This is a genomic window from Streptomyces sp. NPDC058291, assembly GCF_042880855.1.
Classification (GTDB): Bacteria; Actinomycetota; Actinomycetes; order Streptomycetales; family Streptomycetaceae; genus Streptomyces.
In genome coordinates, this window is sequence record NZ_JBHVYK010000060.1 from 26,808 (window position 1) to 51,480 (window position 24,673).

The window sequence follows — 24,673 nt, forward strand, 5'->3', positions numbered from 1 at the left end:
GTGCCGCGCCAGATCGACCAACTGCCCCCCGACGCCACCAGCCTGGCCCGCCGCATCCAGGCGCTGGAGCGGGAGGTCAAGGAGCTGCGTGCAGCCCGGCGGATGTCTGCGGCCACCGTCGGCACCATGCGCCTGTACTCTGCGGACGGGCAGACCCTCCTCGCCGAGCTGAGCCCGGAGGACGGGGCGGGCGGCGGCGGCCTGTGGACGCGCGGCCTGCAGTCCCCGATCCCCATGGCCGCCTACCTCAACTCGGGCCAGGTCCGGTGGCGTCCCGTCACGGACGGCATGGTGCAGGTCCCCGCGTCCGCCTACTACGACACCGACGCCTTCCAGTACTCCAACCTGACCTTGACGTCAGGCGCGGTGGGCGCGACCGACCACCGGGCCTTGCTCATTCTGGATTCCCTGTACGCGGGCCAGGTCCCATACGTGTACGTGCAGGGCGAGAACAGTACCCAGTGCAACTTCGATGTCCTGGGCGTCCTGACCGCGTCGAACATCGCGTTCGGCAGCGTCACGATCACCCCGTCCGCGGCCAACGTGCCGACATCAGCGACCGTCACCGGCCTCGGGCTCAAGGGCACCACCTTCATCGCGGTCGCGTCCTCGACCTCGACCGTGCCCGGCACCCAGGTCACCGGCGTGGCCACGTCCAGCGTCACCGCCGCCGGCCTGACTCTGTGGGTGACCCGCACCAACACCACAGCGACCGTCGTGAACTGGATGGTGATGGGCCTTTGAGCAGCATCGATCTCGAACCCGCGACGTGGTACGCGGTGACAGCCCGGGACGGCACCGAAGGGTGCCCCAACGGCGGCCAGGAGTTCGAGGTGAACCCCCTCTACTCCAACGCCGGAACCGCACACGTCGAATGCGGGCTGTGCCGGCAGGACATGACGATCCTGTCTGTCACGCTCCTCGACCCCCAGCCCGAGATGCCCTGAGGAGATCTAGTGCCCTATCTGTCCACGACCGGCCTCGTCCTGTCCGAGATCCTGGCCACCGACCCGTTCCAGCCCGCCTCCGGGGCGATGGCACTCGGCGCGCTGGAGACGACCGCGATCCTGGTCGACCTGTCGTCGTCGAGCTACCGGACGCTGTACCGGGTCGTGATGGGGCCGGTCGAGCCCGGGGACGCCCTCGATATCGACGCCGACGCCCGGGTCACCAACGACCTCGGCTACAACGTCGGCGTCGCCTGGCATCTGTGGATCTACGACTACAGCAACCCGCTGAAGACGAACGGGCCATGGACTCGCATCAGTGCCTTCAGCGGGGAGAACGTCACCCCGGACATGCACCACATGGCCATGCACATCTCCACCCTGTACCGGATGCCCGCCGACTGGCCGTCCGGGCACCGGCCGGTCGTCGTGATGCGCGCGGACGCCCACTCCACCGCCTGGCAGTCCGGCGACACGCTCACCGTCGACGCCGGGTACGGGCAGCTCACCGTCCGCCACTGGACCGCCGCAGCCGTCCCGCCAGCCGCCTGACCAGCCCCGTAACTGCCGCCCCGAGCCGAAGGCCGGGGCCTTTCTCATGCCCGGGAGGGCCCATGCCTGACCTCTGGATGCCGGGCGCGACCCGGCACGCCGTCGGCAACACCGGCGCCATGAACGGCGGCCCTGCGCGCGCCGTCTGGCACATCACCAGCAACGCCAAGGACTGGACGTTCAAAAACGAGCTCGGCTACTTCACCGGGGGCGGCGCCGACGTGGCCCCCCACCTGCTGTGGGAGCCGTTCACGGGCGAGGTGGCCCAGTTCTTCCCCGCCGACTCCCGGTCGCTGTCCCTGCAGAACGCGGGCACGCTGAAGACGAACCGCACCGGCAAGTACTGCATCCAGATCGAGACGGTGTTCACCGAGGGCGAGACCGTCAACGGGAAGCGCTACGCCACCGTGCGCGACACCCCGTGCAAGGGCCTGGATCAGATCATGGTCTGGCTGCGCAGCCTGGGGGTCGTCGACGCGTGGCCCGGCGGAGCACCGACCGGGTTCGCCCGCGACACCGTCTCCGCCGACACCTGGCTGAAGCTGGGCGGCCACTACGGGCACAACCAGGTTCCCGGCAACTCGCATGTCGACCCGGGACCGATGCCGGACCTTTTCGCGGCTCCGGTAGTCCAGCCGGCCACGAAGCCGAAGGTCTCGCTGGCGCACGTCGTCGCCGCGGCCCGCAAGGACCCGCCCGCCGCCGACGGCCACACCACCTTCAAAGCCGAGGTCCTCCTCGTCGAGAAGGCGCTCAAGGCCGAGGGCCTCCTCGCCGCCGACTACATCGACGGCAGCTACGGCACCAAGACCCTGGCGGCCTACGCCCGCTGGCAGCGCTCCCCGGCTGGCGGCGGCTACACCGGCGCCGACGCCGACGGAATCCCCGGCACCAAATCCCTCAAGCTGCTGGCCGCCCGGCACGGCTTCACCGTCACCACCTGACCTGGAAGGACCCTCCCATGAGAATCGCCAGCATCGCCAAGTCGCTCATCGCCGGCATCGCGGCGGGATCGGCAGCTGCGGTCACCGCCGCGCAGGACAACGTGTTCACCACCGGCGAGGTCGTCACCACCGTGCTCGCCGTGCTCGGCGCGTGGGGGATCACCTACGCGGTGCCCAACCGGCCGCCGACGGACACGCCGACCGGACCGACGGCGGTCTGAGTGCCCTGCCGGGCGGCCGGCTGGTTCAGCGGGCACCTCGGCAACCGCGGGCCCTTCCTCGTCTTCATGGGGATCGGAAAGGTCTGCTTCGGCGCCAGCTTCATCTTCGAACCGCCGGCCATCACCCAGGGGCTCGGCATGCTCACCCGGTGGGCGCCGATCCACTGCTGGGCGTGGGTGTGGATCGTCTGCGGCGCCGCCACCTTCTCTTCCGCCTGGCTGCGCTTCGGCCGGGACGGCTTGGGGTTCGTCACCGCGAGCATCCCGCCCGCGTTCTGGGCGTTCACCTACGGATGGGCCGGGATCCTCGGCGACTACCCGCGAGGGCTGTGGCTGTTCGGCTGGTACATCACATCGCACTGTGGGGTGATCTGGTGCGCGTCACGAGTCCCGCCTGATGCCGGACCACCCCGGACCCTCGGCCAGGCGGCTGAGGGGAGACCCGGATGAACGGAATCTGGGGACTGGTCGGGGCGGGCATCACATTGATCGGCGTTGCCGTGACCGGCTGGTTCACGTACCGGGGCACGCGGACTGCGGCGGCGATCCAGTCGGCGCCCGCCGCGAAGGCGCAGGACTTCGCCGTCCTGCAGGCGACCGTCGCGCGGGTTGACAAGGAGAACGAGCAGCTGCGGGTGCGGCAGTCGCGGCTGGAGTCGATCGTGCGGGCGTTCTCCTGGTCCTTCGACGACCTTCGCCGCTGGTCCCGGAACCCGGTAGGGGATCCCCCTGCCCCGCATCCTCTGGTGGACGAGTACAACCGAACTGGAGTGTGATCCATGGCTGCACCCACCCCGCAGGCCGTGACCCCGCGCCGGCAGGACGGGGCCGCTGACGTGGCGTCCCTTGTCGCGCTCGGCAAGGCGACCGCCCCGCCGACCCCGAAGGCGAAGACGTGACCGGGGGCGACGGCGACGACCAGCCGCCGTTCTGGCTGTCGCCGCGCCCGTTCCGCGAACCCGACTGGCCGCCCGACGACGAAGACTGACAACGCCCCGCCCCTGCCTCGGCTGGGGCGGGGCGCTTCGCTGCGTCCGGCGTTAGAACTCCAGCTGCTTCTTCACCTCGGCCAGGTTCGGTCCGGCATCCGCCGCCGGCATCTCCCAGCGGAACGCCTTCTCCTCACCGTCGATGTAGATCAGCGTGCCGCCCTTCGCCTGAGCCGTGGTCAGGTCGAATACCTGCGACCGCCACTGGTAGCCGCCCGGCTGCACCGGGTCCGCCTCGTTGTACTTGTCGAGGGTCACCATCGACGAGTCGCCGCTGTCCCAGCCGATCATCTGCCCGTCGGGGGCCATCCATTTCCATCCCCCGCCGGTGATGGGCGCGGGCTCGTCGGCGGCCACCGCGGTCACCGCCTTGTCCTTCATCGTGACGATGACGAACACCCCGTTTTTCGGCGCCTGGTCGCCCGCCTTTTTCGCGAACACGACCGTGTCAGGCGTGATCTCCAGGACGCCGGTGCCGCCGTCGCCGGTGGTCTGGGCTGGCTGGCCGAGCTTCAGACCCTTCTCGACCTGGCCAGGAGTCGGCGCGGCGCTCGCTGGAGCGCCCGCCGGCTTCGGCTTCGTCTCGGCGGTCGCGTCGTCGTTGCCGCTGCCGCCGCATGCGGTGAGCGCGGCGAGGAGTAGGGCGGCCGTGGCCGCGGTGGTGCGGATGCGCATGTGTCCCCCACAGGTTGAACGTCCAAGCACCGTAGGGCACGTGAACCCTACAAGTAGCCGTCCGTCACCGAGCCGTGACACGGCTGGGAATGCCCAGGCTCTCGATAACCCACACGTAGCACGGTCCAGAATCCCTGGCGATCACTCAACTCTATGGTTGATAATGACAGTTATCCCATACTGAGAGGATGTCAGTCATGACCACCAGGAAGCCGTCCAAGCCGTGGCGGGTGACCGTGACCGGCCCGGAGGTGACAGCCACCTCCTCGTTCACCAGTGAGGCGAAGGCCTTCGAGTTCGTCCGGACGTGCCTCGGAGGCGACAGCCCTGCTGATGCCGCGAAGGTCGAGCAGTGGGAGGGCGGCCGGTGGTGGCACTTCGAGACGGTCACCGCCGACGAGATCCAGGCCGCCCGGCGGTGACCGCCCTCGTCCCGCGCCAGTCGGCGGAGTTGTCGACCGACCGGCACGACCCCCGCGACGACTGGCCTGACGAAGCCCGCGCCCTCGCCGACCACCTCACCGCCATCTACGGCGACCGCGACCCGCTCCCCACCATCGCCGGAGGGTGGGTTGCCCGGCAGAAGTCCCGCCACACGCGGCGCGCCTACGTTCGCACCTTCAAGGCGTGGGAGGAGTACGCCCGCAGCACCGGCATCCACCCGCTCCAAGCGAAGCTGCCGCTCGCCGACGCCTACGCCAAGCACCTCGCCAAGATGCCCACCCGCAACGGACGGCCACCAGCCGAGACCACCCAGGCGCAAGCCCTCGCCGCCGCCGGGTCCTTCTACACCTACTCCGCCCGCCTCCAAGCCGTCGACAGCGATCCGTTCGCTGCCGTCAACCGGCCCTACGTCGACCCCGACTACAGCCCCACCGAAGGCATGACCGACGACGAGACCACCCGGCTCATCCAGACCGCCCGCGACTGGGCACCCCGCTCCTACGCCCTCGTCATGCTGCTCTACCTCACCGGCGCCCGCGTCGACGAGCTGCTCTCCCTCGACGCCAACCAGCTCGGCTACGACCGAGGACACCGCACCCTGCCCCTTACCCAGAAGGGCGGCAAGAAGCGGCCCGCTCCGGTGCCGCCGCTCGCCCTCGATGCGCTCCTCGCCTACCTCGGCGACCGCACCGACGGGCCCCTCTTCGCCACGGACTCCGGCCGCCGGTGGACGCAGCCCGAAGTCTGGAAGCACCTCCGCGTCCTCGCCCGCCGCGCCGGCATCCCGCAAGCCGCCACGATCAAGCCCCACACGCTGCGGCACCAGTTCATCACCGACAACCTCGCCAACGGAGTGCCGTTGCAGGACGTGCAAGATGCGGTCAGCCACTCCGACCCGCGCACCACCCAGCGGTACAACCGGCGCCGTCGCCAGCTCGACAACCACCCCGCCTACCAGCTGGCCGCCAAGCTGGGGGAGCGACTGCAGCAGGGCGACGCCTGAACACGGCAACGCCCCCGCAGCCGGTCGGCTGCGGGGGCGTTGTGCTGTGCGGGCTCTAGCCCCACCACGTGTCGCTCATCGCGCCTCCCCGGGAACGTAGGTGCGGCCACCGAGCGCCCCGAAGGGCACCACCCGGAGGTGGCTGCGAACTGCGGTGGCCGCCCCGACACGGTACGCGGAACCTGGTCGTCCCGTCACGGGGTCGTGCGAGACTGACCGCACGCCCGCCAGGCCTCCCCCGTCCTGGCGGGCTTCTGAGTGTTCGCCCCGATGACTTCCGGCCGTGATCTATCCAACTGGCCGGATTCTGGTGCATGGTGTGGGGGTGGGTGCCGTCGCTTCCCAGGTGGAGGCCCCCTCTCGGGTCCTGCCGCGCGTTGCCGTTGCGGCGGGGCCCGCCGCCCCTCCCGGCTCCCCACGGGAGGCCTTGCGGCGTTTGCCTGACGACTGTCGGCGCCTCACGTCATTGCGAGATCGACCTCCGGCCTTCTTGGTCGGGGCATTTTCACCTTGTTCTGCACCGGACTCGCCACCGCCTTGACTTTACAGTCTCAGACTGTAAGGTTGGAGGCATTAGAGGGAGCCAGGGGGAAACGATGAACACCACCACCGCAGCCATCCAGGCCGGAGTCACCGCCGACACCATCCGCACCTGGTGCCGCCGAGGCGTCATCACCGCCACCAAGCAGGCCGGCCGCTGGACCATCGACCCCGCCTCCCTCGCCCGTCGCATCGAGATCGGACACAGGAAGGACCGCATGACCACCTACCGCATCGAACAGGGCACCACAGTCCAGTACCGCCAGGAGCACACCACCTGGACCATCGTCCGCACCGACGGAACCCCTGCCGGCTTCGGACCCGGCAAGGACTCCCGCATCTGGGACGCCACCTTCTTCAGCAAGAAAGCCGCCGAGTTCTACGCGTACTTTTACGAGCACACCGACAGCGGCTACCGCATCGAGAAGACCATCCCCCGCGCGGGCCGTATGGACCGATCCACCTACTGGCGGATCACCGGCGCCCCCGAAGGCGACCCGCGTAACCTCGACATGAGGATCAACGCGGACACCGACCCGTTCGACACCGCCAAAGCAGACATCCTCATCTCCTGGGCCAAGCAGCACACCGAGGGGGCAGCCCAGCGCATCCAGAAGAAGGCCGAGCAGGACGCCATCAAGGCCGCCGAGGACGCCGTCCGCGAGGCACGCAAAGCCCAGCTGGACGCCGCCCGTCAGCAGAAAGGCGAGCTGGCCACCGAGCGGCAGGTCAACTACATCCTCCAGCTCCTGGCCGCCCGCGACCGCTCCGGGGAAGGCGGCGGATTCTTCACCGGGCCGACCGACCGCGCCGGCATCGAGACGCTGTCCAAGGCCGAGGCGTCCATGTACATCACGTCGCTCAAGGGCGACTACTGACCAGCAGGACGGTCCCGCCCATCGATAGTGGGCGGGACCGCCTACTGATCATAGGAGCACGCATGAACGCTGTTGAGGAGTGGACCGCCACGCAGTGCGCGCAGGCCTGGGGCGTACAGGTCCGCACCTGGCACGGATACGTCGCCAGGAAGCGAGCCCCACGACCCATTCGCCATGTCGGCCGGACCCCCGTGTGGGACGCTGCCGCCGTCAAATCCTGGCCCCGCCCCGGCCAGGGCGCCCGCACCGACATCACCACCACGAGGGATGACGCATGACCAACCCGCTGGAAGGCCTCTTCGGGCAGATCATCATGTCCGGCTGGATCGGCACCGATCCCCGCGACGGGCAAGACATCGCGTTCGTCTACGTCGGCACTCCCGGAGACGGATCCACGGGGGCAACCGCTTCCGAGGTGATGCCTGCCGTGGCGAAGGTGCTCGGCCTGAATCCGCAGGCGGGCACCATGACGGAGCAGCCGTCCGCTGACACGCACGTGACGTTCACCGCGGACGGGTGGATCGATCTTCGGTTCCCCAACGGTGAGGGCGTCCAGCACCCCGGAAGCGCGGAATGGCGCGCCGTCGCACAGCGGCGCGGCGAGGTGGTCCTGACCCTCACCTATCTCCCGCTCAGCTCAGCACTGGGCGTTGAGGAGCACTGCGACCGGAGCGTGGACGCCGGACAGTTCTCCCTGGGCCTGGTGCCGGTGAAAACGTCATGATCGGCGAAGAAGGCGAGCAAAAGAAGATCTGCTGCGTCTGCCAGAAACCGATCCACGGGATGGTGTACTCCGACACGATCACGGGCGAACCGATGGATGTCCGCTGCTGGGACCGCGAGAGCGAGTACTGAACCCGAAGCCCCGCCACGCGCGGGGCCTCGGCACGTCTACGCCCGCTACCCGCCCAGGTACCCCAGCTCGCTGTCGGGCCGGCAGTGCGTGCAGGCGACCACGCCCTCGGCGAGCCACCGCAGCGCATCCGCGCGCCCGATCCCGCGCGACCGCTTGCCCGCCATGTGGCAGCCGCCGACGTGGATCATGTTCGGGGGGGAGTCGCGGTTGAGCCCCATCTCCAGCAGCCAGTCGGGCGCGGGCGGCCGGGCCTGCTCCCCGCGCTGGCGCTCCTGCTCGCGGCGCTCGGCGTCGGCGATCTGCTGCCGGACGCGGTCGAGAGTGAGCACGAGCCACGTCTCCAGGGTGCGGAGGCGCGGCAGGTCCGGCGGCAAGTCGTGCATGCGTTCGATTCTAGGATGGTGGGGTGAACGAGCAATCCGGCGGTCCCCGCTTCCACCTCACCCTCTTCTCCGGCGGCCGGCCTATGCAGCACGGCTGGTGGGCGAGCGAGGCCACAGCCCGACGGAAATGGACGGCCTGGATCGGCGAGCACGGCAGCCTCCCCGACGCTCGCGTCACCCTCGTTGACGAGGGGACGGGCGAGACGCTGACCGAGTGGCCCGGCGCTGTCAGTGGCCGGGAGTAGCCTGATCGCATCGTTGTTCGTGTCTGCGGACTAGGGCAACTACTCAGAGAGCGCCCCGTCGGAGTGATGCCCGGCGGGGCGCTGTGACGTCAAGCCGCGGTGGCCACGTCCCCTTGCTCGACCTGCCGCAGCTCGGCGAGGAGCCGCCGGTACTCTTCCCGCTGCTCGTCGGTGAGCCGCGCGGCCGGATGCGACCACAGCGCGCGGATCGCCGCGTTCAGCTCCGCAGCGGACCGCACGACACCCTCAGGCGGGGGAGTGGGGGACATGGCGATCAGTCTAGATCCGGGGTCTGACACCGGGCTATGAGCTGGCCGGGTCAGCGATGTAGCTACCCTTCGCCGGCAGGGTGACGACGAGACCGCGCGACCGCAGCTCGTCCATGGCGCGCCGCAACGTCCCCACCGCGACGCCGAGCTTCTCCGCCAGCTCCCGCTCACCCTCCAGGCGCGCGCCCGCTGGCAGCGTGCCCGCCTCGATCTGTGCGGCGATGTGGTCGGCGACTTGCACGTAGGCGTAGACCGGCCGACCGGGATCCACTACAGGCTCTTGATCACCCATGCTTCGAACGTAGAGCCGCAGCCCACACCGCACCTCGCCCGGTAGCGGCACACTGCTGCATGTAGCGGTATGGAGCAGTGTGGAGGGGTAGCCTGCAATTGCACAGACCCCCGCGACCGTGCGACCGGCCCGGGGGCATGGACGACGAAGGAGCCGTCGACATGGACGAGCGTAGAGACCCGTACCCGCCAGCCCAAGGCGGCCGGCCGCCGTTAGCCGCCGCGAGCCGCCTCAGCCCCGTCCAGCAGGCCTACGGCGCCTACGCCGGGCACGCCATCGCCTGCGACGCCTGCCGCGACGTCGACCGCACCTGCGCGGACGCCGGGCGGTTGTGGAAGGCCTGGAAGGCGCTCGCCGATGACGCTTTCGACCAGCTGGCGAACGAGACCGGCTGACGAAAACCGGCCACGGCCACCACGCGTCCCGCCGTGTTACCAGCAGGAACGTTTGGCCAGGGCTCGACCTGCGGTTACCTAGGTGGACGGCGCATGAACAGAAAGTCAAACAACCTGCATGGGACACCTTCACTCACGGCCAAAAGTGGGCTTTACTCGTGACACCAGGCGCCCCACACGCCAGGGACGAAAGCGCTCACTGCTCACGCATGGGCGCTAACCGAACGAGCCAGCGATCCATCGGCAGGATGAGATCAGAAGTCTCCAGGGGGCGGCCGTGTTGGTCGAAGCGAGTGCGAACGACGCGGAAGGCCACGGCATCCACGAGCAGGCCCAGCGCGTGAGCCTGCTCCGCCGTGAGCTCTGCGCACCCCAGCTCGGCCGCGTAGGACGCATGCGGCTGGCGTCGTCCGCGCCACCACGACGACACCAGCATCGCCGACCGGCCGCCCGGGTCCAGGCATTCGACGGTCTCGTGCTGCAGGGTCGCACCGACGTGGACGCCAAGCCGCTCGGCAAGTTCCACCGTGGCAGTCCGAGGGCGGGTGTCGGTGGTCTCGCTGGAGTGCGGCCACTCGGCGTCCGGGTCGGTGAGAGTGCGCATAGCAGGAGGATGCGCCACATACACAGCTTTACGCTCCTCGCCCTCCAGGACGCCGGTGCGGCGTAGGAGGACGTAGGCGAGGCGCACTGTCTGGGGATGCACGCCGAGTTCGGAAGCTAGCTCGGCACGCGAGGGGAGAGCCTGCCCCGGCCGCCATTGGCCGGCGGCGATGCGGCGGCGGATGTCAGCGGCGATGCGCCGGTGGCGCGCTTCTGGCATCGGGACCCCTGGCGTCGATCATGACGTGAGGTCTGAAGCTAGGCACACCGACCCAGGCTGGATATATCCAGACCCGCCCAAGGGCGTTGACAGTTGAAGAGTTGAGGATTCGGCACCGCGGAGTTCAGGTTTCCGCGAGGCCGAGCGGCTGGTCGCACATTGCGCACCCCTCGATGAAAGCGGTCAGCCCACCCGGATACCCGGCAAGACGGAGCGGGTATCCACCCGAACGGGTGAACTATTTCGCATGCTGCGCGAGGTGGTCGCTCGTTGACAATAGAAGCCGGGCCCGGCTCCCCGTCCATCGCCTCCGAGGGCGTCCCCAGGGGAGCCGGGCCCGGCGCTTTTTTGTGTGCCGCCGCGCCCAGTCTGCCACTGGGAAACGAGTGGGAAAGAAGCGTGGCAACACCTGGCTACCCCTGTCCATGACTGGGCATCCCTGTCGGGCATAGATGCTGGCCTAGGCCTTGCGTAACTTGAGAGCCTGAGATGAGCGGTCCGCCCGAATGATCTGAACCGACTTCATCTGGAACTTCAACAGCTTCGCCCTGGTCTACGTGCTGACCAACGGCGGACCCGGCGGCCGTACCCGGCTGCCCATGCTCTTCGCCTACGAGGAGGCCTTCCGCTACGGCCAGTTCGGCTACGCGGCGGCGATGGGCTGCGTCATGGTCGCGGTGATCTCGGTGTTCCTCGCCCTCTTCCTGGTGGGCCGGATCAGGGGAGGCGACGGAGCATGAGGACCCGCCCCGCGGCCCGCGCCGGCCAGTACACCGCTCTGCTCGCCTATCTCGGCTTCCTCGTCTTCCCGTTCCTGTGGCTGCTGTCCGTCGCGTTCAAGCCGCCCCGCGACCTGGGCAGCCTGCACCCCACCTGGATCCCGAAGGACCCCACCCTCGCCAACTTCCGCCAGGCCTTCGACGAACAGCCGCTGCTGCATGCCGCGTTCACCTCGCTGTCCACCGCGCTGAGCGCCGCCGTGATCGCCGTCGCGCTCGCCACGCCGATGGCGTACGTCATGGCCCGCCGGCGCACCCGGCTCGCGAGGGCCGCGTCCGCGTGGGTGGTGGTCAGCCAGGCGTTCCCCTTCGTGCTGGTGATCATCCCGCTGTTCCTGGTGCTGAAGACGCTGCGGCTCATCGACTCCGTGCCGGGACTGGTGACGGTGTACGTGGTGTGGTCGCTGCCGTTCGCGCTGTGGATGCTCGTCGGACACGTCCGGGCCGTCCCCGTCGAACTGGAGGAGGCGGCGGCGATCGACGGCGCGGGCCGGCTGCGTACGCTCGTCTCGGTGACCGCGCCCCTGCTCGCTCCGGGGATCGTGGCGACGGCGCTGTTCGCGTTCATCACGGCCTGGAACGAGTTCTTCTTCGCCCTGGTGTTGCTGAAAACGCCTGAGAAACAGACGCTGCCGGTCGTGCTGACCCACTTCATCGGGGCGGAGGGGGCGGCCGACCTCGGACCGTTGGCCGCCGCCGCGTTCCTCGCCACCCTGCCCTCGCTGGTCGTCTTCGCGCTCATCCAGCGCCGGATCACGGGCGGCATGCTCGCCGGGGCGGTGAAGAGCTGATGCGCGCGAGAGTGCTCACCGTGGTGCTGCTGCTCCTCCTCGCGGGCTGCGCCTTTGACGGCGGCCGCGACGACGGCCCCGTCACCCTGCGCTTTCAGTCCCTGGCCTGGCAGGAGGAGTCCGTCACCGCCAACAAGGAACTGGTGGCACAGTGGAACGCGACGCACGCGGACGTCAAGGTCGAGTATGTGCAGGGTAGTTGGGACAGCGTGCACGACCAGCTGCTGACCTCCTTCGAGGGCGGCGAGGCGCCCGACGTCATCCATGACGCCTCCGACGACCTCGCCGACTTCGCCTACGGCGGCTACCTCGCCGACCTGACCGACCTGCTGCCCGCCCGCCTCAAGTCGGACATCCCCTCTCGCAGTTGGCAGACGACGACGTTCGGCGACGGCGTCTACGGCGTGCCGTTCCTGCAGGAACCACGCGTCCTCGTCGCCAACGCGTCCTGGCTGAAGCGCTCCGGCGTGCGGATCCCCACCCCCGAACACCCCTGGACCTGGCCGGAGTTCCGGCGGATCACCCGCCGGCTCAGCGGAGACGGAAAGTACGGTGTGGCCTGGCCGCTGAAGGAGCCCGTCTCCGCCACCCTCAACCTCTCCCTGTCGGCCGGCGGGCAGCTCTTCCACCAAGACGCGGACGGCCGGGTCACCGTCCGCTTCGAGGACGGCGACGCGGTCGTCCCGCGCACCGTCCACGACCAGGTCGGCGTCGACCGCAGCGCGTCGCCCACCACGCTGGGCAGCGGCGGCTCCGACACGCTGCCGGGGTTCTTCGGAGGCCGGTACGCGATGGTCCCGCTCGGGTTCTCCTACCGCCAGCAGATCGTGCAGCAGGCGCCGAAGGGGTTCGACTGGCAGGTGCTGCCCGCCCCGGCGGGCGCCGACGGAACCGCCCAGGGCGTCAGCCCGCAGACCCTGTCGGTCGCCCAGGACAGCCGTCACCAGAAGGAGGCCGCGGCGTTCATCGACTTCCTGCTCCGGCCGAAGAACATGGTGCGCCTCGCGCTGGGCGACTGGATGCTTCCGACCGGGGCCCAGGCGCTCGCCGACCCCGCCCTGCACACCTCGAAGGACGACTGGGCCACCGGCGCCGCCCTCGCCGCGCACCTGCGCCCGGCGCCCGCCCAGTTCGTGCGGGGCTACCCCGAGTGGAAGGACAAGGTCGCCACCCCCGCCTTCCAGGAGTACTACAGCGGGGCGATCGGCCTCGGCGAACTGCGCGAGCGCCTGGAGAACGACGGAAACCTGGTACTGGCCCGTTACCAGCGCTGAGCAGCCGGTGCGAGGCGACCCGGGTCGGTGCGGGGCGGGGCCGGTGACACGGGTCGTTGCGGCGGGGCGACCACCCCCATCCAGTTGCACGAGACGTATCGTCTCGCATACGGTCGATGCCATGTCCAGTCGCCCCGCCCATATCGCCATGTTCTCCATCGCCGCGCACGGCCATGTGAACCCGAGCCTGGAAGTCATCCGTGAACTCGTCGCACGCGGGCACCGGGTGACGTACGCGATCCCGCCCGTCCTCGCCGAGAAGGTCGCCGCCACCGGCGCCGAGGTCAAGCCGTGGAACTCCGTCCTGCCCACGCCCGACGACGCCCCGGCCGCCTGGGGCAGCACCCTCCTCGACAACGTGGAGCCCTTCCTCGACGACGCGATCCAGGCACTGCCTCAGCTGATCGAGGCCTACGACGAGGACCGTCCGGATCTGGTGCTGCACGACATCACCTCGTACCCGGCCCGCGTCCTCGCCCACCGCTGGGGCGTCCCCGCGATCTCCCTCTCGCCCAACCTCGTGGCCTGGGAGGGATACGAGGAGGAGGTCGCCGAACCGATGTGGGCCGAACCGAGGCAGACCGAGCGCGGAAAGGCTTACTACGCCCGTTTCCAGGCCTGGCTGGAGGAGAACGGGATCACCGAGCACCCCGACCCCTTCACCGGTCGCCCCGCCCGCTCCCTCGTGCTGATCCCCAGAGCGCTCCAGCCCTGCGCCGACCGGGTCGACGAGAGCGTGTACACGTTCGTCGGCGCGTGCCAGGGCGACCGGGCCGCCGAAGGGGAGTGGACCCGGCCCGCCGACGCGGAGAAGGTCGTTCTCGTGTCCCTGGGATCGAGCTTCACCGACCGGCCGGACTTCTACCGGGAGTGCGTGCGGGCCTTCGGCGACCTGCCCGGCTGGCGCCTCGTGCTCCAGATCGGCAGACACGTCGACCCCGCGACGCTGGGCGACGTCCCCGAGAACGTCGAAGTGCACTCCTGGGTGCCGCAGTTGGCGATCCTCAGGCAGGCGGACCTGTTCGTCACGCACGCCGGGGCCGGCGGCAGCCAGGAAGGCCTCTCCACGGCCACGCCGATGATCGCCGTACCCCAGGCCGTGGACCAGTTCGGCAACGCCGACGTCTTGGCGGGCCTCGGCGTGGCCCGGCAGATCCCGACGGCCAAGGCGACGGCCGAGGCCCTGCGGGAGGCCGCCCTGGCACTCGTCGACGACGCCGAGGTGGCGCGTCGACTCCAGGCGATCCAGGCCGAGATGGCGACCGAGGGCGGCACGCGCCGCGCCGCCGACCTCATCGAGGCCGCGCTCCCCGGCTGACGAGGAGATCGCCGACCCGAACGCGGCGACCGCTGTGCCCGCAGCGACGAGTGAGGGCTCGTCGACTCCCGCGGGGAGGTCGACGAGCCCTCGGCTTTCGGGCTCCGGCGGGTCAAACCGTCAACCGCTCGCCCTCGTCGTCGCGGGCCGCCGGAGCGATCGCCTCGGGCGCCTCGTCGTGGGTGAGGTCGGGCAACCGGTGCAGCCACTTCGGCAGGAACCAGTTGCGCTCGCCGAGCAGCGCCATCACGGCCGGCAGCAGCACGCCCCGGATGATCGTCGCGTCGATCAGGACCGCCGCCGCCAGGCCCACGCCCATCTGCTTCATGGACTGCATGGACAGCGTCCCGAAGATCGCGAACACCGCGACCATGATGACGGCGGCGCTGGTGACCACGCCCGCCGTGGTCACCACGCCGTGCCGGATCGCCTCGTTCGTCGTACGCCCCCGCAGCCGCGCCTCACGGATCCGCGAGACCACGAACACGTGGTAGTCCATCGACAGGCCGAACAGGATCACGAAGAGGAACAGCGGCAGCCAGGTGACGATGGCGCCGACGCCCTCCGCCCCCACCAGCGACGCTCCCCAGCCGTGCTGGAAGACGGCCACGAGGATGCCGTAGGCCGCGCCCACCGACAGCAGGTTCAGCACGATCGAGGTGATCGCGATCGTCAGCGAACGGAACGACAGCAGCATCAGCAGGAAGGCGAAGAGCACCACGAACGCGAAGACGGGCGCGACGGCTCCGGCCAGCTGGTCGTTGAAGTCCTTCGAACCCGCCACCTGTCCGGTGATCGGCGCCTGCACACCGTCGACCTCGCCCAGCGTGGCGGGTCGCACCTCGTCGCGCAGCCTGTCCAGGCTCGCGCCCGCCTTGTCCAGATCGGAGCCGCCGACCAGCGGTACGTACACGTACGCGACGTTCTGCGCGTCGTGCAGCTTGATCTCGACCGGGCCGCGCGAGGCGCCCGAGCTGACCGCCTGCCGCCGGAACTGCTCCAGCGCCGTCTGCACCTCGGGAGCGTTGATGTCGTTCGCCTTGACGATCACCTCGGCCGGATCAGAGCCGCCCGGGAAGGCGTCGTTGACCCGGTTGTAGGTCTGCACGATGGGCAGCGAGCCGCCGAACTCCTGGTCCAGGGTGAGGTTCTGGGTCTTCATGCCGACCGCCGGAGCGGCGATGGCCAGCAGCGCGCCGGCCGCCACCACCAGCGAGACGCCGGGCTTGGCGAGGACGACCTTCAGCACCGCGCTCCAGAACCGGCTGCCCTCGTCGCTCGGTCGGTGGCCCGCCGTGCGGCGGCGCCGGTCCGGGTGCAGAAACGGAAGCCGCCCCTTTTCCACCCGCTCGCCGAGCAGCGACAGCAGCGCCGGCAGCACGGTCACCGATCCGACCATGGCGACCGCGACCACCATCAGGGAGGCCAGGCCCATCGCCTCGAACGTGGCGAGCCCGGTGAACAGCATGCCCGCCATCGCCACGCACACGGTGACCCCGGACACGATCACGGCGCGGCCGCTGGTGGCGGCGGCGATCCTGAGAGCGGTTTCCGGATCACGTCCCGCCGCTCGCTCCTCGCGCTCGCGGCGCAGGTAGAACAGGCAGTAGTCGACGCCCACGGCCAGGCCGACCAGCAGCATCACGGAGCTGGCGGTGTCGTCCATCGGCTGGAAGTGGCTGACGATGCTCATCAGACCCGTCGTCGCCATGATCGCGGTGATCGCCAGGGCCACCGGCAGCAACGCCGCGACCAGCGCGCCGAAGGCGATCAGCAGGATGCCCAGCGCCACCGGCACCGCGGAGTACTCGGCCTGCTGGAAGTCGTCGCCGAACGCGTCGTCGAACGTCTTCGCCATGCTGGCGCCGCCGATCTCCTCGATCCGCAGCGAGGAGTGCTCCTTCTGGACGCCGTCCACGGCGTCGAGCACCGGTTCCACCCGGTCGCCCGCGGTGTCGGAGTCGCCGCGCATGTCGAACCGGACGAGCGCGCTTCGCCCGTCCTTGGAGATCGTCTTCGTGTCGTACGGCGAGGTCACGTCGGTGACCCGGCCGGTCTTGTCGACGGCCGTGACGACCGCGGTGACGGCGGCCCTGAACTCCGCGTCCGTGGCCTTGACCGAGCCGTCCTTCGACTGGATGAGGACCGTCTCACTGGCCGGCTCGTCGATCCCGGCGTCCTCGATGATCCTGGCCGCGGTACGGGTCTCGCCCCCGAGCTGATCGCTCTCCTTGACCTCGACCGTCCCCGCCGCCGACCCGATCCCCATGGCCAGGACGACGAACAGCACCCAGATGCCCACCGCGGCCCATCGATGCCGGGCGCTCCAGCCGCCGGCCCGCGCGGCGATGCCCCGCACCCGTATGTCTCCGTTCCCCATGACGGGCCTGCCCCCTTGTGGTTCGGTGCCGACTCCCTGCCGCCACCTTTCGATCCAAGGTATGGGCCGAATAAGGCCATCTCCTCGTGCTGCCCGGTGACGTGCGGGCCGCTCGACTCCTCCCGTCGGACCCCGTCGTCTCACCGCTGGGGAGGACGGCGGCCCCTTACATCTATCCGGCGACCTCGGGGACGGCGATCAGGGTGCAGTCGACCGCCGACGGAGGGATCGGTGATTGCGGGAGTTTGTTCAACGCGTCACAGGCCTGTGGAGAAGTCCGCCGGGTGTTGATCCGCAGCCCGCCGATCGGCCAGAGTCTCGTACCGGTTCCCCGCCCCGGCCGCGGCCGTCGCGCCCACCCCCACGGGGCACGACGGCCGCCTATGGTGGGCGGATGACGACGACGTACGCGGCCCTGCTGCGGGGCATCAACGTGGGCGGCAGCAGAAAGGTCCCGATGGCCGACCTGCGCGCCCTGCTGGAGGAACTCGGCCACGGCGACGTGCGTACCTACCTGCAGAGCGGTCAGGTCGTCTTCTCCAGCGCGCACGGCGACGAGGACAGCCTCGCGGCCGGTCTGACGGCGGCCATCGAGAAACGGTTCGGCTTCGCCGTCGACGTGATCGTCCGCGACCACGCTTATCTGAATACGGTTGCTGAAGCTTGCCCGTTTCCCGCCGCCGAGCTGACGGCCAAACAGCTCCACGTCACCTACTGCTCCGCCCCCCTCGACGAAGAGCGCTACGCCGACATCGACCGGGCCGCCCTCCTCCCCGAGGAGTTCCGACTCGGTGACCGCGCCCTGTACCTGTACGCCCCCGAGGGACTGGGCCGCTCCAAACTCGCCGAGCAACTGGCCAGGCCCCGCCTGAACAAGGGCCTCATCGCCACGACCCGCAACTGGAACACCGTCGTGAAACTGGTGGAGATGACGCGACCTTGACGCTGGGTGCTGGGTGCTGGGTGCCGGTGAGCCGGTGAGCCGGGTTGCCGTGGTGCCGGGGTGCCGGGTGCCGGGGTGCTGAGGGCTGGGCCGTGGCGGTGGAAACCGGTTACGAATCACTGCAGGGGGAGGGGTGCTGGGCTGTGGAAGAAAGCGGTTTCACCTCGCTACAGGCCGAGGGGCGGCGGATCGCGACGGTGGAAGCGGTTGACCGCCCTTACTGGTGAGGGTGAGGTGACGGATCGCCCTGCTGTGCACGCGCACGGCATGCCCGGCGATCGGGCATCGACCCGCTTCCCGAACGGCGTCGCATGCGCCGGCGCGGCTGTGCGAGGCTCGTCCCATGCGCTACATCATCATCGGGGCAGGGGCGATCGGCGGAACGGTCGGCGGGCGGCTGGCGGAGTCCGGGCAGGAGGTCGTCCTGGTCGCGCGCGGCGCGCACCGGACGGCGCTCGCCGAGGGCGGACTACGGCTCAGAGTGCCCGAGGGTGAACTGACACACCGGTTGCCCGTGGTCGCCGGACCGGACGAGCTCGGCACGTTGCGAGCCGACGACGTCCTCGTCCTCGCCGTCAAGACCCAGGACAGCGAGGCGGCGCTTCAGGTCTGGGGCCCGGCTCCGGTCGCGGGCGGCGGCACGGCGGCCGAGCGACTGCCGTTGGTCTGCGCCCAGAACGGAGTGGAGAGCCCGCGGCTGGCCCTGCGCCGCTTCCGGCACGTCTACGCCGTCTGCGTCTGGCTGCCCTCGACGCACATCGAACCCGGTGTGGTCTCCGCCGCGGGCACGCCGCTCACCGGCATCCTCCATCTCGGCCGCTACCCGCACGGCACCGACGACACGGCCCGCCGCATTGCCGCCGACCTGGAGAAGGCGCACTTCGAAGCGCCCGTCGTACCGGACGTCGCGCGCTGGCAGTACGCCAAACTGCTGTCCAACCTCGGCAACGCTCTGGAAGCGGTGAGCGGGCCGGTCGCCGACCCCTCCGCCGAGGCGCTGTTCGCCCGGGTCCGGGCGGAAGGCGCGGCCGTCCTCGATGCGGCGGGCATCGCGTACACGGGTGCAAAGGAACAGCGGGCGGTACGCGGCGACAAGGTCACCCTGGTCCCCCTCGACGGCGTCCCCCGCGGCGGCGGCTCCTCCTGGCAGTCCCTCAGCCGCGGCGCGGGCAGCATCGAGGCCGACCACCTCAACGGCGAGATCGCCCTCCTCGGCCGTCTCCACGGCGTACCCACCCCGCTGAACGAATTGCTGCAACGGCTTGCCAACGAGTTCGCCAGGGAGCGGAAGGCGCCGGGTTCCCTGCCGCTGCCCGACCTCATCCGCTTGGCGGACGACGCCGTCGGGTCAGTGCAAGCGGGCTGACGGCAGACCGGCCGAGTGGCGGTCGAGGCGAGGGGGGACGGCCCAGCGGGCTGAAGGCTGGCCGGCTGAGTGACAGTCGAGGCGGGGCCGGGGACGGTTCAGGCGTCGCGTCCGGCCTCGGGGTCGAGCGGCGGGGTGGGCGGTCCGGGTCGGGTCCCGGCGCTGGTGGTGGGGGAGGCGGTAACGGGTTGCGGGCGGCGGCGGTCGGTCTGGCCGTAACCGATTACGAAGGGTTGCGCGCAGCAAGAAGCCCGCAATGGGTTGCTGACTTGTTGCCCGCTCGCCGCTCGCCGTGCTCGCCACGCAGAAATCGTCGGCGCCCTCAGCCTGAGCCCAACCTTGCGCCCCGCGTCTTGAGATAACGGGTTGCAGTCGGCGGGGAAGTGGGCCCGAACAGTAACCGGTTACGTGGGTTGCGCCAGCAAGCCGCCTGGAACGGGTTGCTGAACGTTAGCCGCCCGCCGCCTGTCCCCGAGGTTCGTAACCGCCTGCCGCAAGACTTTCCTGCGCCGTCCTCTGTCGGCGTCCGCTGTCAGCAGTTCCTCCCCGCGCGAGGGCAGCGGCGCCGCGTGCGCGCCGGCCGGCTGACCGGCCGGTCAGGCTCCGATCGCCGCCAGCACCGGCGTCCGCGCCGAGTCGTAGCGCCGCAACAGAACCCGCGCCACCTCCGGTGCCGGGCCCAGGACGTCGGCCAGGACGTCCGCCTCGGCCGCGCCGCGCGCGATACGGTCCGGCAGGAAGCCGGGAGCCAGGACGTACGGTGCGACGGCGACACGCGGGCAGCCCAGTGCCCGCAGTTCCCGGACCGCGTCCTCGGTGCGCGGAAGAGATGCGGAGGCGAACGCAGGCCGCACGGCACACCAACCGGTGCGCCGCCACTCCCGCGCGATGTCTGCGATCACTGCGATCGCCTCTGGGTCCGTGGACCCCGCCGAGGCCAGCACGACCCCGGTCGAGGACTTTTCGGCGGGCGTCAACCCCGCCTCGCGCAGACGCCGTTCGAGGGCGTCGAGCAGCAGCGGAGACGGGCCGAGTACGTCGGCCTGCCGGATCCGCAGCTGCGGAGGCGCGTCCCGCAGGACCGCCGGGATGTCCGCCTTCGCGTGGAAGGCGCGGGTCAGCAGCAGCGGCAGAGCCACCACCTCACGCACGCCCTCCGCGGCAAGCGACTCCAGCACCCCGTGCACGGACGGGATGTTGAAATCCAAGAAACCGGTCTCCACGCGCAACCCGGGCCGCAGGGACCGTACCCGCCGCACCAGGGCGTCGACGGTCGTCGCGTGCCGCGGGTCGCGGCTGCCGTGGGCGATCACCACGAGGACGGGGAGAACCGGTTTCCTGGACATGGGACCTCAGCTCTTCACCAGCAGACCACGACTGCGCAGTACCCACCGCTCCAGGGGACTGAAGATCAGCAGATCGATGGCGATGCCGACGAACAGGATGAGGAGGATCGCCTCGAAGACCATTGACATGTCACTGGCGTTGCGTCCGTTCTCCAGCAACTGGCCGAGGCCGACGCCGAGGTCGGGGAATGACGCGATGATCTCCGCTGCCATCAGCGAACGCCACGAGAACGCCCAGCCCTGCTTCAGACCCGCCACATATCCCGGCAGCGCGGCCGGCAACGTGATGTAAACGGTTCCCCGCATCCCTGTCGCGCCCATGGTGCGCCCGGCGCGCAGGAACAGCGGGGGCACCTGGTCGACGCCGGACACCAGCCCGTTGGCGATGGACGGCACCGCGCCGAGCAGGATCACCGCGTACATCATCGAGTTGTTCAGACCCAGCCACAGCACGGCCGGCGGCACCCAGGCCACCGACGGCAGCGACTGCAGACCCGACAGGATCGGCCCGATCGCCGCGCGCACGAACTTCACCCGCGCCACCACCAGACCCAGGGGAGTGCCGATGACGAGGGCGAAGAGGAAACCGAGCAGACCGCGCGAGACACTGGTCCAGATGTAGCCGAGCAGCTCGCCCTGGAGCCAGGCGTCCCGCAGCGTGCGCCAGACGTCCAGCGGGGAGACCAGCTTCGTCGGGTCGTCGACCACCTTGAAGGTGATCTGCCAGACGACCAGCAGCAGCACGGTCGCGATGATCGGCGGGAGGATCTTGTCGACGAACGTCCGCCGGAAAGGGACGCGAGCGGTGGGCGTCACGACGTCCAGCGCGTCGAGGCCCGCCTCGACACCGGCCAGCGCGGTGGAGACCGGCTTCGTGGGCTCCGTCGTCTTCGTCTCAGTGCTGGCCATGACGGCGGATCTCCCCACGCAGGACTTCGGTGATCTCGATGGACAGTTCCGCCACGGGGGCGTCCTCGATCCGGCGCGGCTGCGGGATGTCGACCGTCCACTCGCGCGCCACCCGCCCGGGCCGGGAGGACAGCAGGACGACGCGCTGGGCGAGCCGCACCGCCTCGCGGACGTTGTGCGTGACGAAGAGGACGGACAGTCCCGTCTCCTGCCAGATCCGGGTCAACTCGTCGTGCAACACGTCGCGCGTGATGGCGTCCAGCGCTGCGAACGGCTCGTCCATCAACAGCAGTTGGCTTTCCTGCGCCAGCGCGCGAGCCATCGCCACGCGCTGCCGCATACCGCCGGAAAGCTCGTGAACACGCTTTCCGTACGCGCCCTTCAGCCGGACCAGTTCGAGGAGTTCCTCGGCCTTGCCGCGCCGGTCGGGCTTCGCGACTCCCCTGAGCTTCAGGGCGAGTTCGATGTTCTTGCCGGCGGTCAGCCAGGGAAAGAGGGCGTGCTCCTGGAACATCAGCGCCGCACGGCCGTCCGTGGTGATGGAGCCGGCGGTGGGCTCGTCGAGCCCCGCCACCAGGTTCAGCAGCGTGGACTTCCCGCAGCCCGAGGCCCCCAGGAGGGTGACGAACTCGCCGGGAGCGACATCGAGAGTGATGTCGTCCAGGACGAGCTGCTGCCCGCCCGGTCCCGCGAAGGACTTCGAGACGTGCTCAAGGCGTGCCGCGTAGTCCACCGATTCAGCGGACTCGGCGGCCTTGGCGAGGGTCGTGGCCATGGTCGTCACCTCCTGGGAACTCATCGGATGGGATCAGCTGGCGCCGAGGCCGGCGTCATCGACCGCGGCCTCGCCCTCGGCCTTGAGGACCTTGTTCAGGATCGTCAGGTCGTAGATGCCCTTGAGATCGGGCTGCTTCAGCAGGCCCGCCTTGACCGCGTGCTCCGCCTCGGTGTTGAGCGTGGCGGCCAGCGGGTCGTTGATGAACTGGATCGACGTCCACGCCGGGTCCAGGACGTTCGCCGGCAGCGCCTTGCCGGAGTCGGCCTCCAGCTGCTTGTTCGCCGAGGCCTTCGCCTTCGCCGGGTTGGCGTTGATCCACTTGTTGGCCTCGACCGAGCCCTTCAGCACGGCCTCGACGACCTTCGGGTGCGCCTTGAGGAACTTCTGCGACACGATGATGTTCGTGATCACGAACTTCTTGTCGGGCCACAGCGAGGCCTCGTCGAGCAGCACCTTGCCGCCTTCGGCGACCAGCTTCGACGCGGTCGGCTCCGGCACCCAGGCGCCGTCGATCGAGCCTGCCTTGAAGGCGTCGGGCGTCACCTTGTTGTCACTGCGGACGACCGTGACGTCACCCTTGCCGCTCTGCGCGTCGACCTTCCAGCCCTGCTCCGCGACCCAGTTCAGAAACGCGACGTCCTGCGTGTTTCCGAGCTGGGGGGTAGCGATCTTCTTGCCCTTGACGTCCTTGACGGACTTGATCTTGTCCGGGTTGACGACGAGCTTCACGCCGCCGGACGCCGAACCGCCGATGATGCGCAGACTCTTGCCGTCGGACTTGGTGTAACCGTTGATCGCCGGGGACGGGCCGATCCAACCGATGTCGATGGAACCGGCGTTCAGCGCCTCGATCTCGGAAGGACCCGCGTTGAAGGTCGCGTACGACGCCTTGGTAGCGCCCAACGCCTTCTGCAAGATGCCCTGATCACGGCCGACCAGCGCGGTCCCGTGGGTGAGGTTGCCGAAGTAGCCGATCTTGACGGTGTCGAGACCCTCGATCTTCTCCGACCCGGCGACGACCTTCTCGTTGGCGTTGTCGTCCTTGGCGTCGGAGCCGTAGCCGCAGGCGGCGAGGGTGAGCAGAGGGAGGGCTGCTGCGGCCGCGAGGGAGCGGCGAAGAAGAGCAGAGCGGTTGGCAGGCACGGGAGGGGTTCCTCTCGTTGGCCCGGCGGTCACGGCCTCTCAGGTCGTGGCCGGGAAATCGGCATAGGGTCTTCGTCGCTTCCGGGGTGCGGATCCCCTCGCCTGCGAGCGAAGTGGAGCATGGGGGGAAGGGTGGGGGGACGGGGCGCGCAGGCAGTGCGCGTACGTCAGAGCGCACATCGGGCCACCCCGCCCTGCCCGCTCCCGAGGGCGCCGCTGCCGACACGGCCGCCCTCCTTCGCGAACGTCGAGTAGAAATCGGTTGAGTGCATGATTCAGAAGTCCCAGCCGTCGTCGTCGGACAGGTCCTTGACCGGCTCCGGCGCGGCGAACGATTCGCCGACCATGCCCGCGGTGAGCGTGGTGCCGTCGGACGGGTCGATCAGGATGAAGGAGCCGGTGCGGCGGGAGTCGGCGTAGGAGTCCACAGGCAGTGGCTCGGCGGTGCGGATCTTCACCCGGCCGATGTCGTTGGCGACGAGGTGTCCCGGGTGCGGGTGCAGGGACAGGTCGTCGAGCGTGAGCCGGGACGGGATGTCCTTGACGATCGCCTTGACCGTGCGGGTGCCGTGTTTGAGCAGGACCCGGTGGCCGATCGTCAGCGGCTGGTCGGCCACGTGGCACACGGTCGCCTCCACGTCCTGCGTGGTGGGTGGGGCGTCCTTGGTGGGCACGATCAGGTCGCCACGCGAGACGTCGATGTCGTCCGCGAGCAGCACGGTCACCGACTGGGTCGTCCACGCCACGTCGACCGGCTCGCCCAGCAGGTCGATCCCGGAGATCGTCGACGTACGGCCGGACGGCAGCACCGTGACCGGCTCGCCCACGCGGAACGTGCCCGCCGCGATCTGGCCGGCGTATCCCCGGTAGTCGGGGTGCTCGGCGGTCTGCGGCCGGATCACGTACTGGACGGGCAGGCGGGCGTGACCGTGCGTCTGGTCGTGGCCGACGGGCACGGTCTCCAGGTGTTCCAGGAAGGTCGGCCCGCCGTACCAGTCCATGTTCGGCGACGGATCCACCACGTTGTCCCCGGCGAGCGCCGAGATCGGAATGGCGGTGACCTCGGGAACGCCCAGTTCGCCGGCGTACGCCGTGAACTCCTCGGCAATCGTTGCGAAAACGGCTTCGCGATATTCGACGAGGTCCATCTTGTTGACGGCGAGCACCACGTGCGGGACGCGGAGCAGGGC

The 24,673-nt window shown here is 69.7% G+C and carries 30 protein-coding genes and 2 pseudogenes; 21 read left to right on the plus strand and 11 right to left on the minus strand.

Translation table 11 applies throughout. The annotated features are described in order from the left end of the window. The 7 genes from ACFVYK_RS26425 to ACFVYK_RS26455 all read left to right on the plus strand — a co-directional run bounded on the left by ACFVYK_RS26425 (nucleotide 1) and on the right by ACFVYK_RS26455 (nucleotide 3,440). Nucleotides 1-744, plus strand: a complete 744-nt coding sequence (locus ACFVYK_RS26425; RefSeq protein WP_389778275.1) for a hypothetical protein — start codon at nucleotides 1-3, stop codon at nucleotides 742-744. Then, nucleotides 741-947 carry a hypothetical protein gene (locus tag ACFVYK_RS26430; RefSeq protein WP_389778277.1) on the plus strand — a complete coding sequence of 69 codons (207 nt, stop codon included), beginning with the start codon at nucleotides 741-743 and terminating at the stop codon, nucleotides 945-947. Before ACFVYK_RS26425 ends, ACFVYK_RS26430 begins: the two co-directional genes overlap by 4 nt. 9 nt (nucleotides 948-956) lie before the next feature. Continuing rightward, nucleotides 957-1,499 carry a hypothetical protein gene (locus tag ACFVYK_RS26435; RefSeq protein ID WP_389778279.1) on the plus strand — a complete coding sequence of 181 codons (543 nt, stop codon included), beginning with the start codon at nucleotides 957-959 and terminating at the stop codon, nucleotides 1,497-1,499. A gap of 62 nt (nucleotides 1,500-1,561) precedes the next feature. Continuing rightward, nucleotides 1,562-2,443 carry an endolysin gene (locus ACFVYK_RS26440; RefSeq protein WP_389778281.1) on the plus strand — a complete coding sequence of 294 codons (882 nt, stop codon included), beginning with the start codon at nucleotides 1,562-1,564 and terminating at the stop codon, nucleotides 2,441-2,443. A gap of 17 nt (nucleotides 2,444-2,460) precedes the next feature. After that, nucleotides 2,461-2,664, plus strand: coding sequence for a hypothetical protein (locus tag ACFVYK_RS26445; RefSeq protein ID WP_389778282.1), 204 nt, complete (start codon nucleotides 2,461-2,463; stop codon nucleotides 2,662-2,664). Nucleotides 2,665-2,730: 66 nt separating this feature from the next. Next, the gene (locus ACFVYK_RS26450; protein WP_389778284.1) at nucleotides 2,731-3,114 is read left to right on the plus strand and encodes a hypothetical protein; all 384 of its coding nucleotides are present in this window, start codon (nucleotides 2,731-2,733) and stop codon (nucleotides 3,112-3,114) included. Next, nucleotides 3,111-3,440 carry a hypothetical protein gene (locus ACFVYK_RS26455; RefSeq protein WP_389778286.1) on the plus strand — a complete coding sequence of 110 codons (330 nt, stop codon included), beginning with the start codon at nucleotides 3,111-3,113 and terminating at the stop codon, nucleotides 3,438-3,440. The genes ACFVYK_RS26450 and ACFVYK_RS26455 overlap by 4 nt, the downstream gene beginning before the upstream one ends. A gap of 264 nt (nucleotides 3,441-3,704) precedes the next feature. On the opposite strand, the gene ACFVYK_RS26460 is transcribed toward ACFVYK_RS26455, so the two are convergent. Beyond that, nucleotides 3,705-4,328 carry a hypothetical protein gene (locus tag ACFVYK_RS26460; protein ID WP_389778287.1) on the minus strand — a complete coding sequence of 208 codons (624 nt, stop codon included), beginning with the start codon at nucleotides 4,326-4,328 and terminating at the stop codon, nucleotides 3,705-3,707. Nucleotides 4,329-4,525: 197 nt separating this feature from the next. Between ACFVYK_RS26460 and ACFVYK_RS26465 the strand changes: the two genes are divergently transcribed. The 6 genes from ACFVYK_RS26465 to ACFVYK_RS26490 all read left to right on the plus strand — a co-directional run bounded on the left by ACFVYK_RS26465 (nucleotide 4,526) and on the right by ACFVYK_RS26490 (nucleotide 8,048). Beyond that, the gene (locus tag ACFVYK_RS26465) at nucleotides 4,526-4,750 is read left to right on the plus strand and encodes a hypothetical protein (protein ID WP_389778288.1); all 225 of its coding nucleotides are present in this window, start codon (nucleotides 4,526-4,528) and stop codon (nucleotides 4,748-4,750) included. Then, nucleotides 4,747-5,775 (plus strand): tyrosine-type recombinase/integrase, encoded by a 1,029-nt coding sequence (locus ACFVYK_RS26470; RefSeq protein WP_389778290.1) that lies wholly within the window; start codon nucleotides 4,747-4,749, stop codon nucleotides 5,773-5,775. Before ACFVYK_RS26465 ends, ACFVYK_RS26470 begins: the two co-directional genes overlap by 4 nt. Nucleotides 5,776-6,371: 596 nt before the next feature. Continuing rightward, nucleotides 6,372-7,193, plus strand: a complete 822-nt coding sequence (locus ACFVYK_RS26475; RefSeq protein ID WP_389778292.1) for a helix-turn-helix domain-containing protein — start codon at nucleotides 6,372-6,374, stop codon at nucleotides 7,191-7,193. A gap of 62 nt (nucleotides 7,194-7,255) precedes the next feature. Next, a complete protein-coding gene (locus tag ACFVYK_RS26480) occupies nucleotides 7,256-7,471 on the plus strand; it encodes a hypothetical protein (protein ID WP_389778294.1) in 216 nt (71 codons plus the stop codon). Next, nucleotides 7,468-7,917 carry a DUF5949 family protein gene (locus ACFVYK_RS26485; RefSeq protein WP_389778295.1) on the plus strand — a complete coding sequence of 150 codons (450 nt, stop codon included), beginning with the start codon at nucleotides 7,468-7,470 and terminating at the stop codon, nucleotides 7,915-7,917. The genes ACFVYK_RS26480 and ACFVYK_RS26485 overlap by 4 nt, the downstream gene beginning before the upstream one ends. Then, nucleotides 7,914-8,048 (plus strand): hypothetical protein, encoded by a 135-nt coding sequence (locus tag ACFVYK_RS26490; RefSeq protein ID WP_389778297.1) that lies wholly within the window; start codon nucleotides 7,914-7,916, stop codon nucleotides 8,046-8,048. Before ACFVYK_RS26485 ends, ACFVYK_RS26490 begins: the two co-directional genes overlap by 4 nt. Before the next feature lie 45 nt (nucleotides 8,049-8,093). On the opposite strand, the gene ACFVYK_RS26495 is transcribed toward ACFVYK_RS26490, so the two are convergent. Further along, entirely contained in the window at nucleotides 8,094-8,432 is a 339-nt protein-coding gene (locus tag ACFVYK_RS26495) for a DUF6233 domain-containing protein (RefSeq protein WP_389778298.1), read from the minus strand. A 23-nt stretch (nucleotides 8,433-8,455) separates the two neighbouring features. Between ACFVYK_RS26495 and ACFVYK_RS26500 the strand changes: the two genes are divergently transcribed. Next, nucleotides 8,456-8,677 (plus strand): hypothetical protein, encoded by a 222-nt coding sequence (locus ACFVYK_RS26500; protein ID WP_389778300.1) that lies wholly within the window; start codon nucleotides 8,456-8,458, stop codon nucleotides 8,675-8,677. Between the two features lie 89 nt (nucleotides 8,678-8,766). On the opposite strand, the gene ACFVYK_RS26505 is transcribed toward ACFVYK_RS26500, so the two are convergent. Together ACFVYK_RS26505 and ACFVYK_RS26510 are read right to left on the minus strand one after the other, a co-directional pair. Continuing rightward, on the minus strand, nucleotides 8,767-8,946 hold the full coding sequence (locus tag ACFVYK_RS26505) for a hypothetical protein (RefSeq protein WP_389778301.1): 180 nt from the start codon (nucleotides 8,944-8,946) through the stop codon (nucleotides 8,767-8,769). Nucleotides 8,947-8,980: 34 nt separating this feature from the next. Further along, nucleotides 8,981-9,238, minus strand: a complete 258-nt coding sequence (locus ACFVYK_RS26510) for a GntR family transcriptional regulator (RefSeq protein ID WP_389778303.1) — start codon at nucleotides 9,236-9,238, stop codon at nucleotides 8,981-8,983. Between the two features lie 161 nt (nucleotides 9,239-9,399). On the opposite strand from ACFVYK_RS26510, the gene ACFVYK_RS26515 reads away from it, so the two are divergent. Next, nucleotides 9,400-9,633: a hypothetical protein gene (locus tag ACFVYK_RS26515; RefSeq protein WP_389778305.1), complete on the plus strand. Its 234-nt coding sequence runs from the start codon at nucleotides 9,400-9,402 to the stop codon at nucleotides 9,631-9,633. A 196-nt stretch (nucleotides 9,634-9,829) separates the two neighbouring features. On the opposite strand, the gene ACFVYK_RS26520 is transcribed toward ACFVYK_RS26515, so the two are convergent. Next, entirely contained in the window at nucleotides 9,830-10,456 is a 627-nt protein-coding gene (locus ACFVYK_RS26520) for a GntR family transcriptional regulator (protein ID WP_389778307.1), read from the minus strand. A gap of 518 nt (nucleotides 10,457-10,974) precedes the next feature. Between ACFVYK_RS26520 and ACFVYK_RS26525 the strand changes: the two are divergent. The 4 genes and pseudogenes from ACFVYK_RS26525 to mgt all read left to right on the plus strand — a co-directional run. Then, nucleotides 10,975-11,196, plus strand: a pseudogene (locus ACFVYK_RS26525) (sugar ABC transporter permease); the annotation flags it as partial. After that, a complete protein-coding gene (locus tag ACFVYK_RS26530; RefSeq protein ID WP_389778308.1) occupies nucleotides 11,193-12,026 on the plus strand; it encodes a carbohydrate ABC transporter permease in 834 nt (277 codons plus the stop codon). The pseudogene ACFVYK_RS26525 and the gene ACFVYK_RS26530, both read left to right, overlap by 4 nt. After that, on the plus strand, nucleotides 12,026-13,300 hold the full coding sequence (locus ACFVYK_RS26535; RefSeq protein ID WP_389778309.1) for an ABC transporter substrate-binding protein: 1,275 nt from the start codon (nucleotides 12,026-12,028) through the stop codon (nucleotides 13,298-13,300). Before ACFVYK_RS26530 ends, ACFVYK_RS26535 begins: the two co-directional genes overlap by 1 nt. 78 nt (nucleotides 13,301-13,378) lie before the next feature. Then, nucleotides 13,379-14,618 (plus strand): annotated as a pseudogene (gene mgt, locus ACFVYK_RS26540) (macrolide-inactivating glycosyltransferase). Between the two features lie 112 nt (nucleotides 14,619-14,730). On the opposite strand, the gene ACFVYK_RS26545 reads toward mgt, so the two are convergent. Next, nucleotides 14,731-16,998 carry an MMPL family transporter gene (locus tag ACFVYK_RS26545; RefSeq protein WP_389778310.1) on the minus strand — a complete coding sequence of 756 codons (2,268 nt, stop codon included), beginning with the start codon at nucleotides 16,996-16,998 and terminating at the stop codon, nucleotides 14,731-14,733. Nucleotides 16,999-17,392: 394 nt separating this feature from the next. Here ACFVYK_RS26545 and ACFVYK_RS26550 point away from each other — a divergent pair, with 394 nt between their 5' ends. Beyond that, nucleotides 17,393-17,941, plus strand: a complete 549-nt coding sequence (locus tag ACFVYK_RS26550) for a DUF1697 domain-containing protein (RefSeq protein ID WP_389778312.1) — start codon at nucleotides 17,393-17,395, stop codon at nucleotides 17,939-17,941. A 343-nt stretch (nucleotides 17,942-18,284) separates the two neighbouring features. After that, nucleotides 18,285-19,307 (plus strand): ketopantoate reductase family protein, encoded by a 1,023-nt coding sequence (locus ACFVYK_RS26555; protein ID WP_389778314.1) that lies wholly within the window; start codon nucleotides 18,285-18,287, stop codon nucleotides 19,305-19,307. A gap of 596 nt (nucleotides 19,308-19,903) precedes the next feature. Here the strand turns inward: ACFVYK_RS26555 and ACFVYK_RS26560 are convergent. The 5 genes from ACFVYK_RS26560 to ACFVYK_RS26580 form a co-directional block, all read right to left on the minus strand. Beyond that, nucleotides 19,904-20,653, minus strand: coding sequence for a sirohydrochlorin chelatase (locus ACFVYK_RS26560; protein WP_389778315.1), 750 nt, complete (start codon nucleotides 20,651-20,653; stop codon nucleotides 19,904-19,906). A gap of 6 nt (nucleotides 20,654-20,659) precedes the next feature. Beyond that, a complete protein-coding gene (locus ACFVYK_RS26565; protein WP_389778316.1) occupies nucleotides 20,660-21,562 on the minus strand; it encodes an ABC transporter permease in 903 nt (300 codons plus the stop codon). After that, complete coding sequence (locus ACFVYK_RS26570; protein ID WP_389778318.1) at nucleotides 21,549-22,361, minus strand: ABC transporter ATP-binding protein; 813 nt, start codon at nucleotides 22,359-22,361, stop codon at nucleotides 21,549-21,551. The genes ACFVYK_RS26565 and ACFVYK_RS26570 overlap by 14 nt, the downstream gene beginning before the upstream one ends. Before the next feature lie 9 nt (nucleotides 22,362-22,370). Continuing rightward, a complete protein-coding gene (locus ACFVYK_RS26575) occupies nucleotides 22,371-23,483 on the minus strand; it encodes an aliphatic sulfonate ABC transporter substrate-binding protein (RefSeq protein ID WP_389778319.1) in 1,113 nt (370 codons plus the stop codon). Nucleotides 23,484-23,758: 275 nt separating this feature from the next. After that, nucleotides 23,759-24,673, minus strand: a 915-nt coding sequence (locus ACFVYK_RS26580) for a hypothetical protein (RefSeq protein ID WP_389778321.1), incomplete at its 5' end; no start/stop codon positions are given.

Excerpts from the sequence above, each read along its gene's own strand:
- ACFVYK_RS26440 (WP_389778281.1), top strand. The coding sequence starts at position 1,562 with ATGCCTGACCTCTGGATGCCGGGCGCGACCCGGCACGCCGTCGGCAAC.
- ACFVYK_RS26445 (WP_389778282.1), top strand. The coding sequence starts at position 2,461 with ATGAGAATCGCCAGCATCGCCAAGTCGCTCATCGCCGGCATCGCGGCG.
- ACFVYK_RS26450 (WP_389778284.1), top strand. The coding sequence starts at position 2,731 with ATGGGGATCGGAAAGGTCTGCTTCGGCGCCAGCTTCATCTTCGAACCG.
- ACFVYK_RS26455 (WP_389778286.1), top strand. The coding sequence starts at position 3,111 with ATGAACGGAATCTGGGGACTGGTCGGGGCGGGCATCACATTGATCGGC.
- ACFVYK_RS26460 (WP_389778287.1), bottom strand. The coding sequence starts at position 4,328 with ATGCGCATCCGCACCACCGCGGCCACGGCCGCCCTACTCCTCGCCGCG.
- ACFVYK_RS26465 (WP_389778288.1), top strand. The coding sequence starts at position 4,526 with ATGACCACCAGGAAGCCGTCCAAGCCGTGGCGGGTGACCGTGACCGGC.
- ACFVYK_RS26475 (WP_389778292.1), top strand. The coding sequence starts at position 6,372 with ATGAACACCACCACCGCAGCCATCCAGGCCGGAGTCACCGCCGACACC.
- ACFVYK_RS26480 (WP_389778294.1), top strand. The coding sequence starts at position 7,256 with ATGAACGCTGTTGAGGAGTGGACCGCCACGCAGTGCGCGCAGGCCTGG.
- ACFVYK_RS26485 (WP_389778295.1), top strand. The coding sequence starts at position 7,468 with ATGACCAACCCGCTGGAAGGCCTCTTCGGGCAGATCATCATGTCCGGC.
- ACFVYK_RS26490 (WP_389778297.1), top strand. The coding sequence starts at position 7,914 with ATGATCGGCGAAGAAGGCGAGCAAAAGAAGATCTGCTGCGTCTGCCAG.
- ACFVYK_RS26495 (WP_389778298.1), bottom strand. The coding sequence starts at position 8,432 with ATGCACGACTTGCCGCCGGACCTGCCGCGCCTCCGCACCCTGGAGACG.
- ACFVYK_RS26505 (WP_389778301.1), bottom strand. The coding sequence starts at position 8,946 with ATGTCCCCCACTCCCCCGCCTGAGGGTGTCGTGCGGTCCGCTGCGGAG.
- ACFVYK_RS26510 (WP_389778303.1), bottom strand. The coding sequence starts at position 9,238 with ATGGGTGATCAAGAGCCTGTAGTGGATCCCGGTCGGCCGGTCTACGCC.
- ACFVYK_RS26515 (WP_389778305.1), top strand. The coding sequence starts at position 9,400 with ATGGACGAGCGTAGAGACCCGTACCCGCCAGCCCAAGGCGGCCGGCCG.
- ACFVYK_RS26520 (WP_389778307.1), bottom strand. The coding sequence starts at position 10,456 with ATGCCAGAAGCGCGCCACCGGCGCATCGCCGCTGACATCCGCCGCCGC.
- ACFVYK_RS26530 (WP_389778308.1), top strand. The coding sequence starts at position 11,193 with ATGAGGACCCGCCCCGCGGCCCGCGCCGGCCAGTACACCGCTCTGCTC.
- ACFVYK_RS26535 (WP_389778309.1), top strand. The coding sequence starts at position 12,026 with ATGCGCGCGAGAGTGCTCACCGTGGTGCTGCTGCTCCTCCTCGCGGGC.
- ACFVYK_RS26545 (WP_389778310.1), bottom strand. The coding sequence starts at position 16,998 with ATGGGGAACGGAGACATACGGGTGCGGGGCATCGCCGCGCGGGCCGGC.
- ACFVYK_RS26550 (WP_389778312.1), top strand. The coding sequence starts at position 17,393 with ATGACGACGACGTACGCGGCCCTGCTGCGGGGCATCAACGTGGGCGGC.
- ACFVYK_RS26555 (WP_389778314.1), top strand. The coding sequence starts at position 18,285 with ATGCGCTACATCATCATCGGGGCAGGGGCGATCGGCGGAACGGTCGGC.
- ACFVYK_RS26560 (WP_389778315.1), bottom strand. The coding sequence starts at position 20,653 with ATGTCCAGGAAACCGGTTCTCCCCGTCCTCGTGGTGATCGCCCACGGC.
- ACFVYK_RS26565 (WP_389778316.1), bottom strand. The coding sequence starts at position 21,562 with ATGGCCAGCACTGAGACGAAGACGACGGAGCCCACGAAGCCGGTCTCC.
- ACFVYK_RS26570 (WP_389778318.1), bottom strand. The coding sequence starts at position 22,361 with ATGAGTTCCCAGGAGGTGACGACCATGGCCACGACCCTCGCCAAGGCC.